Source organism: Alphaproteobacteria bacterium (genome assembly GCA_004295055.1).
In the GTDB taxonomy this organism is placed as follows: domain Bacteria; phylum Pseudomonadota; class Alphaproteobacteria; order SHNJ01; family SHNJ01; genus SHNJ01.
The window spans coordinates 21454-35763 of sequence record SHNJ01000026.1; the positions used below are offsets into that span (position 1 = coordinate 21454).

Consider the following 14310-nt stretch of genomic DNA (forward strand, 5'->3'; position numbering starts at 1 on the left):
CCCAAAACCCTAACCCCAGGAAGAGAAACGAGATGTTGAAGATAAAAATAGACAGCCCAGCGGAGAAGAATGTGGCTACCATTGAAAAAGTCGATCCGAAAACAGGCGATAAAGTCAAAATGCAGAAAGTGTTCGTCACGCCTCAACTGGCCGAAGAACATGGCATTAATAAAGACGAATACAGCCTGCTCCTAAAAAATCTTGGCCGTAAACCGAATTTGGTGGAACTGGGCATGTTCGCCGCAATGTGGTCGGAACATTGCAGTTATAAATCCACCCGTGTCTGGTTGAAAACCCTGCCAACCACCGGCAAATGTGTCATTTGCGGCCCTGGCGAAAACGCTGGCGTTATCGATATTGGCGATGGCCAAGCCGCCGTATTTAAAATTGAATCGCATAACCACCCATCCTTCATTGAACCGTATCAAGGCGCTGCGACTGGCGTTGGCGGTATTTTGCGCGACGTATTCACTATGGGCGCGCGCCCCATCGCCAATCTGAACGCGCTGCGTTTCGGCGACCCGGATCATCCGAAAACAAGATCCTTAGTCGAAGGCGTTGTGGCCGGTATCGGCGGTTACGGCAATTGCGTTGGCATTCCAACCGTTGGCGGCGAAGTCAATTTCCACCCGAACTACAACGGCAATATCCTGGTCAACGCGATGACGGTTGGCATAGCGGACGCGAAAAAGATTTTCTATGCCAAGGCCGCGGGCGTTGGCAATCCGGTCGTTTACGTTGGTGCGAAAACCGGCCGCGACGGAATTCACGGCGCGACTATGTCATCGGCCGAATTTAACGAGGATTCGGAATCCAAACGGCCAACCGTTCAAGTTGGCGATCCATTTTTGGAAAAATTACTGCTGGAAGCATGCCTGGAATTGATGGCCACCGATACGGTGGTTGCAATTCAGGATATGGGCGCTGCCGGGCTGACTTCGTCATCCGTTGAAATGGCTGCCCGTGGCGATATGGGTATTGAAATTGAATTGGACAATGTTCCGGCGCGCGAACCGGGCATGACCGCATACGAATTAATGCTGTCAGAGTCGCAAGAACGGATGCTGATCATCCTGAAACCGGGCAGCGAAGAAGGCGCACGGAAAATCTTTGAAAAATGGGATTTGGATTTCGCGGTGATCGGCAAGTTAACCGATTCCAAGAAGATCATCTTGAAACATCATGGCCAGATCGCGGCGGAAATCCCAACCAAGGCGATTGCCGATTCCGCCCCAATGTATGAACGCGATTGGATTGTATCGACTCGCCGGCCGGAAATCCGTATTCAGGATTTGCCGCAAACCGATCCGGTCGATGCCTTGCGTTTAATGCTGACCTGCCCCGATATGGCCAGCAAACGTTGGATTTACGAACAATATGATTCGATGGTGATGGCCGACACGGTTCTGGCCCCTGGCACCGGCGACGCTGGCGTTGTCCGCATTCACGGCACGGGCAAGGCGCTGGCGATGACCACCGATTGCACCCCGCGTTATTGCCTGGCGCATCCATTTATTGGCGGCGCGCAAGCAGTCGCGGAATCATATCGCAATTTATGCGCGGTTGGCGCGACCCCCCTCGCCTGGACCAATAATTTAAATTTCGGCAATCCTGAAAAACGCGAAATCATGGGCCAAATCGTCGGCTGTATCGGCGGCATGCGCAACGCTGGCGAAGCGCTGGATTACCCGGTCGTGTCGGGCAATTGCTCACTGTACAATGAAACCGATGGCCAGGCGATTCTGCCTACCCCCGTCATTGGCGGCGTTGGTTTACTAAAAGACGCATCCAAAGCAATGTCCCTGCATTTTAAAAACCCTGGCGATTCCATTATTGTCATTGGCAAAACGACCGGCTGGGTCGGAAGTTCGCTGTATTTACGCGAAGTTCATGGCCGGGAAGAAGGCGCACCGCCGCCAATCGATCTGCCGGCCGAACGCAAGCATGGCGAATTCGTGCGTCACTTGATCGACAGTGGCCTAATCAATGCCTGCCACGACGTGTCGGATGGCGGAATTGCCTGCGCGCTGGTGGAAATGGGCTTTAAGGCTAAACCAGATCCTATGGGCTGCACTATCCAACCGCCAAGCGATATTCCATTGAATGGATGGTTGTTCGGCGAAGATCAAGGCCGCTATATCGTCACTACCAACGCGCCGGACAAAGTGATTTACGCCGCCGCATCGGCTGGCGTAATTGCGCAGCGTATCGGCGAAACCAGCGGCGATACGTTGATTGTTGGCGGAAAAACCATCGGCAATATCGCCGAATTGCGCAAAGCCAACGAAGCCTGGCTACCACAATATATGAAAGGTTAGTCATGACTCTAGATCATAGTTATTTTATGAACCGCGCCTATGCTCAGGCGTTGAAATCTTATAACGAAGGCGGATGCCCCATCGGCGCGTTATTGGTGCGTAATGACGGCACAGTTCTTGGCGAAGGCCACAATATGCGGGTGCAAGGTGGCAATCCGATTTTGCACGGCGAAACCTCGGCCTTGCAAAACGCCGGGCGGCAAAAATCGTACATTAATACAGTCATGTATACTACTCTTTCTCCATGTATGATGTGCACTGGCACGATTATTCAATTCAAGATTCCGCTGGTGGTAGTTGGTGAAAATAAAAATTTCGGCGGCAATGAAGAATTTTTACAAAGCCGCGGCGTACAAGTTGTAATTTTAAACCACAAGGGTTGTACCGATTTGATGGAAAAATTTATCAAAGAACGCCCGGATTTATGGTTCGAAGACATCGCCGAAAATAAGGCCGCTTAATGCCTCTGCCATCGGACCAATTGGAAAAAATCTTGGGTGAAAAATTCCCTGATTCGCAAATTCAAATCGACGATTTAGCCGGCGATAACGATCATTACCGCGTGCATATCGCCGCCCCGGCTTTTAATGGCAAAAGCCGCGTTGACATGCATAAAATGGTATTCGCCGCCATTCGCGGCACCCCGGCCGAAGGGATTCATGCCTTGTCTTTGGTAACCAAGGCTACTACATAATTTACAGGAGAATATGATGACCGATATTAAAACTGCGATCAAAGATCTAATCACCACGAACGACGTTGTCGTTTACATGCGCGGCACGCCCAACGCGCCACGTTGCGGATTTTCCGCGACCGTTGTTGAAATCATGAAACGCGTCGGCGCGCCGTACACCGCCGTCAATGCCGATGAAAATCACGATCATTGGGAAGCATTGGCCGAAATCAATGACTGGCCGACTATGCCGCAAATTTTCGTCAAAGGCGAATTTATCGGCGGTTGCGATATTTTACGCGAAATGTATCAGTCGGGCGAATTGGAACAATTGCTGCACGATAAAGGCGTCACCCACACGCATGGCGGACACGATCACGGCCATGGCGGCGGTTGCTGCGGCGGGCATTAATCTATTTTCTTACTAAATTCTTTTTCTTCGCGCAGCAAATCCCCGCTGACGGCGCACAGGCTTAGTTTATGAATGCGCCACGGATACATCGCGTGTTCCGGCACCGGTTCGAAATGATGCGGAACGGCATTATCCAATTCAAAATAATTTGCCGGTGCATATAGGGATTTAATCGCCTGCCACACGCCGCCATGCGCCACCACCAACGGTGCCGGTTGGACCAAGGCGCTTTGCATCGCCGATTTCACCCGTAAATAAAAATCGTCAAACGTTTCGCCGTTCGGCGGATCGCCGCCATCTTCCCATAATTTGGCAACCACTTCCCATGGCATGCCTTCCCAATCGCCGACAAAATGTTCACGCAAATCGGCAATCGCCATCATCGGCAGATCCAGAACGTCGTTTATAATTTCCGCCGTCTCCGCCGCACGCAGCAAAGGGCTGTAACAAATATATTGCGGCTTGATATCCAGCCTGGCCAAAACCTGCGCCGCATCCCGCGCCTGTTGCCGTCCCATTTCGGTCAACGGCGTATCGATTCCGCAACCAGCCATTATGCGGGCGGCGTTCGATTCCGATTGGCCGTGGCGGATGTAATAGAAGGAATTAAGGGGTAAAGGCATAAAGAAAGGGTATAGCGTATGGGGTAGTAGGGTAATAGGGAAAACTTAGGCAGAAAATACCACCCTATTACCCTATACGCTACTACCCTATTACCCTTAACTTATCTGGAATACAACTCGACAACCAAGTTCGGTTTCATTTGAACCGGATATGGAACGTCGGATAATTGCGGACTGCGGATGAATTTGCCTTTGAATGTCGATACATCCAATTGCAGATATTCCGGAACTTCGCGGAAAGTTTGCGCTTGGCCGGTCAAAACGCTCTGGCTTTGCGCGCCTTCGGCGCCAGCGGTTAAAGAAATCTCATCGTTGTCACGAACGATATAGGATGGAATGTTGCAACGTTTGCCGTTAACCATAATGTGACCGTGACCGACGAATTGACGCGCGGCGAAAATGGTCGGCGCCAATTTCAAACGGTAAATCACGGTGTCCAAACGGCGTTCCAGCAAGTTGATCAGGTTTTGACCTGTGTCACCCTTGCGGCGGCGCGCTTCGGCATAAAAACGGCGGAACTGCCGTTCTTGCATGTTGTAGTAACCTTTTAATTTTTGTTTGGCTTGCAACTGATTGCCATAATCCGACATTTTGCCGCGGCGGGCGCCATGTTGACCTGGGCGGCTGTTGCGGCCGCGTTCTAGTGGGCTTTTACCGCCCCACAAAGATTCGCCCATACGGCGCGAGATCTTATGCTTCGACTGAGCAATTTTTGTCATAACTACCTCATATGTCCCTCAGGAATCGCGGGCGACAAAACCCGGCCTGCTGATGTTTAAACGTGGGGCCGAAACCCCGGAAAGCGCGTAATATACGCATTTCAACAGATTTGTAAAGGGGCTTGACTTTGTATCCTTTTTGGTTAATATTCGCAAAAAAACGAGGGTAGAAAATGACTCAGTTCCAACAACCTACTTCCACGCTTGCAGAGTGGCGTACAGAAGATACTGTAATGGCCCTAGCAACCAGCGGGGCGATAGGTGTTTTTGTAGTGCCTATATGCGTTACATTAGGTCCTGTTGTAAGCCAAATTTTCGAGATCAATAACAATGCACCTACATGGGTTGCAGGTGCCGCCAGTGCTGTTATTTCCGCCGGTATGGGATTTTTCGTGACAAGCTTAGTCAACATTTCTGTACCCCAAGGCCACAGCAGAAGCAGATAAGATGACAAGAATAAATTCCAATTATGATCAAGGAATGAGCTGGGACGATGTGGGGATATGCCTAGCGATTGGCGTGGGTAGCGGTGTCATTGTGTCGGCTGGCGCAACTTGCTTGCGTGCTATAAACTATGTGGTAAATTCTTACTCTTTCGATGACTTTTCGGTTTTAAGCAGAAACACTATTATACCAGGCGTTATTTATGGTGGAATAATAGCCTTGGGTCTTAGTGGCTTGATGCTATTTAATAAAAGCCGACACCATTAATCTTTCTTTTTCAATAGCGTCGTCACCACGCCATGCAGGGTTTTGATTTCCTGCGTCGATAATCCCATGCGCGTGAACATGGCGCGCAAATTATCAACCATGGTGGGGCGTTTTTCCGGCGGATGCAAAAATCCGCCATCATCCATCAATCCAATCAACCGGTTTAAAAATTCATCCAATTCCGCACGCGGCGCAGCGGGATCTGCCCGTGTGCCCTGCCCACGCAAACTGACCACCGATGGATCTTGTTGCGCCATTTGCAGGAATAGTTGATATCCGACCAGCAATACGGCCTGCGATAAATTCAGCGAATTGAAATCGCGCTGCAATGGAATGGTTAGGATTTTATTGGCCTTAGCGATATCCTCGTTTTCCAATCCCGCGCGTTCCGGGCCAAATAAAATGCCGATTTTTATGCTACCCTCCCCTTGAGGGAGGGTCAAAGCCGCATCGCGGCTTTGGGGTGGGGTTATTTGGCGAGACTGACCGCTTAACCCTCCCCGCTCGCCTACGGCTCGCTGCCCCTCCCCAAGGGAGAGGAATTGATTCGCTAAAGTTGAAACGATTTCCTCCGCCGCTTCTTGCAAATCAACCACCGGCAGATTCACAAAATGATTGCGCGGCGATGTGGCATAGATGATTTGCAAATCGGCGGTCGCGGATTCAATCGAATCGAACGATTTTGTTTCGCGCAACACCTGATCCGCGCCGGATGATGCGTTAAAAGCGTTTTGATGCGGCCATTCGCATTTCGGCGCAACGATCCGCAATTGCGACAATCCGCAATTCAACATCGCCCGCGCGGTCATGCCGATATTTTCCGGCAATTGCGGACGGACCAAAATGATAACGGGCTGTAATGCCGGATCAGGCGTTGCGACCGGCTTGTCGGCTTTACGGGATTTCGATTGCATTCCGCCAGTATTGGGCGGGGTATAAGGACGTGGGTTCATAATAATTCTTTTACCCTCCCCTTGAGGGAGGGTCAAACACTGAAGCGTAGCGAAAGTGTTTGGGGTGGGGATTGCGGTATTTTGTAACAAGAACTTAATATGTAAAGAGCCAGTCCCCACCCCAAAATCAGCGTTGCTGATTTTGACCCTCCCTCAAGGGGAGGGTAATTCATTATTACTTTCTCCGCCACTCGGTAAAATACACATCAATCATACTTGTTTAACTTCCAAGTTGTTTCATTTCCAGGAAGGTCTTTTAATTCAATGCGGCATACTAATAAAAATCTTTTGATATAATCTGCGTATGAATAGTTCTTGGCTAGCTTTGCATTTTTCCGTTCATCAACAAGCTGTTTTATTACTTCTTCTGTTAACCATCTACTCTCCGCTAATTTATATAAAATAGTATAAACACGTTGATGATCATTACTCAATTCTGCATATTTCTTCTCAGCAATTAGTTTTCCTATATTCTCTAATTCGAAATTAGATAGTTCTCTGTTAATAGTTTCATCAGATAACTTATTTAATAACCCGACTAAATTAGCGCTTGCTTTTAATTCAGCTGCTAATTTCAATCGCTTTTGTGGGTCTGACTCTTTATTTACCTTAGAAGCCATAGTATGCAGTATCATAATTGCCGCTGGAGTATTTAGATCATCTAGTAACGCCTCCATAAACTCTTGCGAGGGAGCGACTGGAGAAGACTCAATATTTAGTTCTCCTACAGAAACATATAGCCTATCCAATGAATTCATTGCTTGCGTAAGTAACTGATCGGTCCAATCTAAAGGTTGGTTATAACGCGCCATCAATAATGCTAAACGAATTGCCTCACCGGGCGCTTTGGCCAAAACATCCTGCACCGTGAAAAAATTGCCCAAACTTTTACTCATCTTTTCGCCATTTACGGTCAGATAACCGTTATGCATCCAATAACGCGCGAATGGATGCGCGTCGCACGAACATTCGCTTTGCGCGATTTCATTTTCGTGGTGCGGGAAACGTAAATCCAGCCCGCCGCCATGAATATCGATTTGATTGCCAAGCACCGCGCGGCTCATCGCCGAACATTCAATATGCCATCCTGGACGGCCACGGCCCCATGGGCTTTCCCATCCCGGCAAATCGGCGGATGACGGTTTCCACAATACAAAATCGGTTGGGTCTTTTTTAAATGGCGCCACATCGACACGCGCGCCCGCGACCAATTCCTCGCGGGTGTTGCGGGATAATTTTCCGTAATCTTTCATCGATGGCGCGTTGAACAATACATGCCCTTCGGCTGCATAGGCATGCCCGCGATCGATCAAGGTTTGAATCATCGCAATCATATCGGCGATATGGTTGGTCGCGTGCGGCGTGTGATCGGGCGGCAAACATCCTAATGCGCCCATATCATCATTATAGTGTTTTTCAAATTTTTGAGTAATTTGCCGGATGGCGGCATTGATATCGCCCCCCTGCTGCGCCACGATTTCCTGACCCTTGGCATTAATCTTATCGTCCACGTCCGTAATGTTACGAGCGTATACAACTTCACCCCAACGATTTTCCTTCGCCAAATGTTTCAACAAACGGTATAGAACATCGAACACGACCACTGGACGCGCATTGCCAATATGCGCGAAATCATACACGGTCGGACCGCACACATACATGGTCACGCGTTTTGCATCGCGTGGGATGAATTCTTCTTTTTCGCGGGTCAGTGTATTATATAAGGCTAAGGACATGCCTTATCTGTAAATCAGGCGCTGTTTATATGCCACTATTATTTTCATATGTCCCGATATCGTCCCGCCGCAACGGCAATTGCCAAATCCCGCCTACTTACAGCCCTTGCCCGTTCACTATCCGATCTTGCGGGATCTAGCGCGATTTCAGAATTAAGGTCGATAGCAAATTCTATATTCCCGCTGCGGGCTTGATGCCGCAAATCAACGAATTGATTGGCGCTGTCGGCTTCTGATTGCCACATATCGCTGCATCCCCGAGAAACCAGCGTCCCTACCATAGTTGCCGCCGCAGTTCCCAAAAGAGAGTAAATGGTAAGTTGCTCCCCAAGCAGGTTTGGGTTCATGGTTCTTCCTATACCGATGCAGCCCATTAATAACATGCCCCCATAAAGACTTATGGTTGCCAAACCATCAAAGAAATTTATGTTTTCGGCGCAAAGTTCCGGAGAATGATCGAGCCTTTCGGGATTTGGGCCCGGATTCGCTACGCCAGACAATAATTTGCCTATTTTGTTTTGCCACATTGGAATACCCTGTACTGTAACCGTAAAGGATATACATTTAGGACCTAAAGTCAATCATTAATTGGGCCTGAATTTAATGTTCAAGCCGCCTGGCCTTGCAGTCGTTTTTCCGCTTTCGCACGGCCGATGAATGGCAGAATATTGGCGAGTTCCGGCCCATGTTCGCGGCCCGTCAGCGCCAAGCGCAATGGCATGAATAATTCCTTGCCCTTGCGGCCGGTCGCGCCCTTGACCGAATCGACCAATTTGGACCAGGTTTCCGTGCTCCATGGTTCGGGCGGCAATAATTTCGCGGCCTCGGCGGCAAAACCGGCATCCTTGATCACAGGCTGAATCGGTTGGTGGCAGACATTGTACCAATCGGCAATTTCGCGCAGATTGTTGATATTGCCGCGCACCGCATTCCAAAACGCCTCACCTACTTCGGGTAAATTATTCGCGCGCAGTTTTTCAACCGCCATGCTGTATGGCATGTGGTGCAGCAATTTCATATTGATAGTCAATAAATCCGCTTTGTCCAATTTCGGTTGCGCGCGGCCAAAGATGGATAATTCATATCCTTGCGCCAATTCCTGCAACGTCAATTTCGGTTCGACCGGTTCCGATGTGCCCAATTTCGCCATCATCGAGTTGATCGCCATAGGCTCGATGCCTTCATCTCGCAGCGTGCCGAGCGATAGCGATCCGGTGCGTTTGGAAAATCCTTCGCCCGATGCGTCGGTAATCAGCGAAAAATGCGCGAATTGCGGCGGGGTGAATCCCAGCGCGGCAAAAATCTGAATTTGCACCGCGGTGTTGGCGACGTGATCTTCGCCGCGCACGATATGCGAAATGGCAAAATCGCCGTCATCGACGACGGATGCCAGCATATAAACTGGGCCTTTATCGGCGCGGTATAAAATCGGATCGGTCAGATTTTCGCCATGGAAATGATTCATGCCGCGAATAATATCGTCCCACGCGATTTCATTATGATTCAACAAAAACCGCCAGTGCGGTTTGCGCCCTTCGGATTCGAATTTTTGTTTTTCTTCCTCGGTCAATTTCAACGCGCCGCGATCGTAAATCGGCGGCTTGCCGCGCGACAATTGGATTTTGCGCTTCATATCCAATTCCTCGGCGGTTTCATAACATGGATATAAACGTCCGGCTTTTTTCAAAATTTCAAACACTTCGGCATAACGGCCCATGCGTTCGGATTGTTTGGCGGTCAAATCCCAATTCAGTCCCAGCCATTTCAGGTCGGCGTAAATGCCGTCTTCGAATTCGCGTGTCGAACGTTCCAAATCGGTATCGTCGATGCGCAGCATGAATTCGCCGCCCTTGGATTTGGCGAACAAATAATTGACCACCGCCGCACGGGCATTACCCAGATGCAAACGGCCGGTTGGAGACGGGGCGAAACGAAGTCGTACTTTATTGCTCATAATTTCAATTCTTTACTTAAGCTCTTTTCCAGCTTTGCGTTATGGGCATGCGGCGATCCTTGCCAAAGGCTTTGATCGACAATTTCGGCCCGGGCGCCGCTTGCCGGCGCTTATATTCAGATTTATCAAGCATTTGCGCAATTTGCAAGACGGTTGCGGAATCATACCCATGGGCCACAATCTCCGCAATACCCTGATTTTGCTCGATTAATTTATAAAGGATCTTATCCAGCAGATCATACGGCGGCAAAGTATCTTGGTCTTTTTGTCCTGGACGCAGTTCCGCCGTCGGCGCTTTGGTCAAAACCCGTTCCGGCATAACCGGCCATTTGGCATAGCCATATTTTTCGGCATCCGCGCTGTTGCGCCACTTAGCAACCGCATAAATCTGAGTTTTATACAAATCCTTGATCGGATTGAACGCGCCGCACATATCGCCATAAAGCGTCGCATAGCCCGTTGCGATTTCCGATTTATTGCCCGTTGTCAGCAACAACGCATCGGTATGATTGGACATGGCCATCAGAATCACGCCGCGCAAGCGCGGTTGAATATTTTCCAAGGTCAAACCCGATGGATTAATTATGCCTTCTAGGGATTGTTGCACACTTTGCATCGGATTGGTTATTTCGACGCGATGCATATCGATGCCTAAAAAATCGGCGATATTGCCAGCATCCTGAAAACTTTCCAGCGATGAGTGCGGCGACGGCAAAAACAGCGTGCGTACGTTTTCGGGCCCGATGGCATCGGCGGCAATCGCCGCAACCAGCGCCGAATCGATGCCGCCGGACAATCCCAGCACCGCTTTTTTAAAGCCATTTTTATGGACGTAATCGCGCGTGGCCAAACACATTGCCTGATATAATTCGGCTTCGTCATCGGTATCGATATTGGCGGCGGGCAGATCGGTGGTAATCGCGCCGGTTTTCGGATCAAAATCGAAATGGCCCAGATGCTCGACAAATTTTGGCGCCTGGCCGATAATTTTCCCGTCCTTGGCAATAATAAACGAGGCGCCATCGTAAATCACATCGTCCTGGCCGCCAACCATATTCAAATACACCATCGGGATGCCGGATTCCGAAACACGTTCCCGCGCCTGCCCCTTGCGGCTGACATCTTTTTCAATATCGTATGGCGATGCGTTCGGCGCGAGCAGAATCTTTGCGCCAGCCTTGGTCAATACGCTGCAAGTGCGGTCGTACCATAAATCGCGGCATATCAGCATGCCCAGCGGCACGCCCTGGAACATAATCGGTTTTGGCAATGGTCCCCCGGCGTAAATGCGCGGTTCGTCAAACACGCCAAAATTAGGCAATTCATATTTGTATTGAACTTCCTGAACTTTGCCATCCGCAATCAACACCATCGCATTGAATACCTGATCGCCATCGCGCCATGGGGAGCCGACAATCGCGCCGCCGCGCGTAATTTTGCCGGCCAGTTCCTGCGTGGCTTTTTGTGCGGCATCGACAAAACTTTTATTCAAAATCAAATCTTCGGGCGAATAGCCCGATACCGATAATTCCGGCGTCAGCAATAAATCCGCGTTAGCGCGTGTATAATAATCCAAAATTTTGGCGCAATTGCCGGAAAAATCTCCGACAGGCAAGTTTATTTGTGCTAGAGCTACTTTCATATTGCAGGGGTTTGGGTTTAGGGGTTTGGGATTTGGGATTAAAATTATTTCCCACAACCCAAAACCCAGTCCCCAAAACCCATTATAATCCTCCCATCAACACATATTTGACCGAAATATAATCTTCGATCCCGTAAAACGATCCTTCGCGGCCGAAACCAGATTCTTTCACGCCGCCAAACGGCGCGACTTCGGTCGACACAATACCTTCGTTAATACCAATCACGCCATAATCCAAATTTTGCGCCATGCGGAATGCCCGCCCCAGATCGCGCGTATAACAATAAGACGCCAGCCCATAAGCCGTATCGTTGGCGATTTGCACCGCTTGTTGTTCGGAATCGAACGAATACAGCGCCGCCACGGGGCCAAAAATTTCTTCCTGGCTAAGGCGCATTTTTACCGTTGCGCCCGTAATCAAAGTCGGTTCGTAAAAAGTTTGCCCCAACGAATGCGGTTTTCCACCCATACGAATCTTGCCGCCTTGCGCCTTGGCGTCCTCGACAAGGCCGGTGACTTTTTCCAAGGCCGGTTTGTCGATCAATGGCCCCAATTGCGCGCCTTCATCCATGCCATTGGCGACTTTCATTTTTTTCATTTCGGTTTCCAGCAAACCGGCGAACTGGTCATATACTTTCGCTTCGACCAAAATCCGGTTGGCACAAACGCACGTCTGGCCATTATTGCGAAATTTCGATGCCATCGCGCCCTGCACCGCCGACGGCAAATCGGCATCGGCAAAAACGATGAACGGCGAATTGCCGCCCAATTCCAAGGATAATTTTTTTACCGTGCCGGCGGACTGGCGCATTAAAATTTTGCCGACTTCGGTCGATCCGGTAAAACTGATTTTTTTAACATCGACGTTCGATGTCAATTCGCCGCCAATCGCCTCGGGATCGCTGCCAGTAACAATATTGAACACGCCTTTGGGGAATCCGGCTTGAATAGCAAGCTCCGCCAATGCCAACGCCGATAATGGCGTTTGCTCCGCCGGTTTCAACACAATCGTGCACCCAGCCGCCAGCGCAGGCGCGCATTTGCGGGTGATCATTGCCGATGGGAAATTCCATGGGGTGATCGCGCCAACAACGCCGATGGCTTGTTTAAACACCAAAATACGCTGATTGCCTTTATTGGCGGGAATCACATCGCCATAAACGCGTTTTGCTTCCTCGGCATACCATTCCACAAACGTGGCGGCATAGGTAATTTCGCCTTTGGCTTCGGCCAGCGGTTTGCCTTGTTCCAACGTCATAATGCGCGCCAGGGCATCGACATTGGCCAAGATCAAATCGTTCCAGGCGCGCAAAATCTTGGCGCGTTCCTTGGCCGGGCGATCCCGCCAAGCGGCCAATGCGGATTTGGCGGCGGCGATGGCCTGCGCGGTTTCTTTTTGTCCTAGATCGGCGACATTGGCCACAATTTCGCCGGTCGCAGGGTTATGCACCGGAAAGGTTTTCGAGCCAACAACCCATTGCCCATCGATCATCGCATGGGTTTTCAACAAATGTTTATGCGGCATGTTTTAAATTCCGAAATGTTGTTTAGCGTACGCGGACAAGCCTAAGAATGCGAGATTGTCCTGCGTTATAACATAGGTCGGAATCGCGGCCAAGTAATCCCTGCGCCGCCCTTTATTTTCAAACCGTTCCCGGAAGCTGGATTGTTGCACATAATCCATAATTTGCGGCACAATACCGCCAGCGATATAAATACCACCGTGCGCGCCCAGCAGCAGGGCCAAATTACCCGCCACAGTGCCCAGCATGCCACAAAAAATATCCAGCGCCTGTTTGCATAGATTGTCACTGCCGGAAATGGCGCGCTTGCTAATTTCCTCGGCGCTAATTTCGGTATAAGGCTTTTTATGGATCGCGCAAAGCGCCTGATGCACATTGATCAATCCCTTGCCCGACGCGATGCGTTCCGCAGATACATGCGTATATTTCTCGCGTTTCAATTCTTGGATCACTTGCCATTCCAAATCGTTCATCGCCGGCGCGGTGACATGTCCGCCCTCGCCGCTGTTCGCGATCCAATTGCCATGACCATCGGGCAGCAAATATCCAACGCCCAATCCAGTGCCAGGTCCAATAACGCCGATTGGCTGATTGGATTGCGCCTTGCCGCCGCCGATTTGAATCAGTTTCGATTGATCGACATGCGGCACCGATAACGCCACCGCCTTGAAATCGTTCATCACGTCCAAGCGCGACAATTTCATATCGGATTGCAATTTGGATTTGGAAAAGGACCAGGGCGAGTTCGGGAAAATAATTTCATCGCTGACCACGGCGGTGCCGACCGAAAAAACCGCGCGATCGATCTTCGCGCCTTTTTTATGTATTTCATTGGCATAAGCCATCGCCGCATCGGTTAAATTCGGATAATCCGCCGTTTTCAGAATTTGCAGATCGGAAACCGCATGACCATCCGTCAACGCAAATCGCGCGTTTGTGCCGCCAATATCGGAGAGAAGAAAATTCATGATTATTCCAGCGAAAATAAAACCATTGCCGAATGGCGCGGTATTATAACACAAGCCTTAAGAATGCCTAGAAATTTT

Annotated in this window: 14 protein-coding genes; 5 read left to right on the forward strand and 9 right to left on the reverse strand. The window is 50.0% G+C overall.

The annotated features are described in order from the left end of the window. The first annotated feature begins 119 nt into the window (after window positions 1-119). Genes purL through grxD form a run of 4 tightly spaced genes read left to right on the forward strand, consistent with a single transcriptional unit; the run spans window position 120 to window position 3403 of the window. Window positions 120-2318 carry a phosphoribosylformylglycinamidine synthase subunit PurL gene (purL, locus tag EYC62_06250; GenBank protein TAH33825.1) on the forward strand — a complete coding sequence of 733 codons (2199 nt, stop codon included), beginning with the start codon at window positions 120-122 and terminating at the stop codon, window positions 2316-2318. Window positions 2319-2344: 26 nt separating this feature from the next. Next, complete coding sequence (locus EYC62_06255; protein TAH33826.1) at window positions 2345-2779, forward strand: nucleoside deaminase; 435 nt, start codon at window positions 2345-2347, stop codon at window positions 2777-2779. Then, window positions 2779-3012, forward strand: a complete 234-nt coding sequence (locus EYC62_06260; protein TAH33798.1) for a BolA family transcriptional regulator — start codon at window positions 2779-2781, stop codon at window positions 3010-3012. Before EYC62_06255 ends, EYC62_06260 begins: the two co-directional genes overlap by 1 nt. Window positions 3013-3028: 16 nt before the next feature. Further along, window positions 3029-3403, forward strand: coding sequence for a Grx4 family monothiol glutaredoxin (grxD, locus tag EYC62_06265; protein ID TAH33799.1), 375 nt, complete (start codon window positions 3029-3031; stop codon window positions 3401-3403). On the opposite strand, the gene EYC62_06270 is transcribed toward grxD, so the two are convergent. Beyond that, window positions 3400-4026, reverse strand: a complete 627-nt coding sequence (locus tag EYC62_06270; protein ID TAH33800.1) for a histidine phosphatase family protein — start codon at window positions 4024-4026, stop codon at window positions 3400-3402. The genes grxD and EYC62_06270 overlap by 4 nt on opposite strands. Window positions 4027-4127: 101 nt before the next feature. Further along, window positions 4128-4745: a 30S ribosomal protein S4 gene (locus EYC62_06275; protein TAH33801.1), complete on the reverse strand. Its 618-nt coding sequence runs from the start codon at window positions 4743-4745 to the stop codon at window positions 4128-4130. 173 nt (window positions 4746-4918) lie between these two features. Between EYC62_06275 and EYC62_06280 the strand changes: the two genes are divergently transcribed. Continuing rightward, complete coding sequence (locus EYC62_06280) at window positions 4919-5191, forward strand: hypothetical protein (protein TAH33802.1); 273 nt, start codon at window positions 4919-4921, stop codon at window positions 5189-5191. Between the two features lie 261 nt (window positions 5192-5452). Here the strand turns inward: EYC62_06280 and EYC62_06285 are convergent, their stop codons facing one another. The 7 genes from EYC62_06285 to glk form a co-directional block, all read right to left on the reverse strand. Further along, on the reverse strand, window positions 5453-6409 hold the full coding sequence (locus tag EYC62_06285; protein ID TAH33803.1) for an RNA methyltransferase: 957 nt from the start codon (window positions 6407-6409) through the stop codon (window positions 5453-5455). Between the two features lie 206 nt (window positions 6410-6615). Then, window positions 6616-8145 (reverse strand): cysteine--tRNA ligase, encoded by a 1530-nt coding sequence (locus EYC62_06290; protein TAH33804.1) that lies wholly within the window; start codon window positions 8143-8145, stop codon window positions 6616-6618. Between the two features lie 44 nt (window positions 8146-8189). Continuing rightward, window positions 8190-8672 (reverse strand): hypothetical protein, encoded by a 483-nt coding sequence (locus tag EYC62_06295; protein TAH33805.1) that lies wholly within the window; start codon window positions 8670-8672, stop codon window positions 8190-8192. An 80-nt stretch (window positions 8673-8752) separates the two neighbouring features. Further along, on the reverse strand, window positions 8753-10099 hold the full coding sequence (locus EYC62_06300; protein TAH33806.1) for a glutamate--tRNA ligase: 1347 nt from the start codon (window positions 10097-10099) through the stop codon (window positions 8753-8755). Window positions 10100-10115: 16 nt separating this feature from the next. Then, complete coding sequence (locus EYC62_06305; protein ID TAH33807.1) at window positions 10116-11741, reverse strand: NAD+ synthase; 1626 nt, start codon at window positions 11739-11741, stop codon at window positions 10116-10118. An 82-nt stretch (window positions 11742-11823) separates the two neighbouring features. After that, the gene (locus EYC62_06310) at window positions 11824-13266 is read right to left on the reverse strand and encodes an NAD-dependent succinate-semialdehyde dehydrogenase (protein TAH33808.1); all 1443 of its coding nucleotides are present in this window, start codon (window positions 13264-13266) and stop codon (window positions 11824-11826) included. A 3-nt stretch (window positions 13267-13269) separates the two neighbouring features. After that, window positions 13270-14232: a glucokinase gene (gene glk, locus EYC62_06315; protein TAH33809.1), complete on the reverse strand. Its 963-nt coding sequence runs from the start codon at window positions 14230-14232 to the stop codon at window positions 13270-13272. Between the last annotated feature and the right edge of the window lie 78 nt (window positions 14233-14310).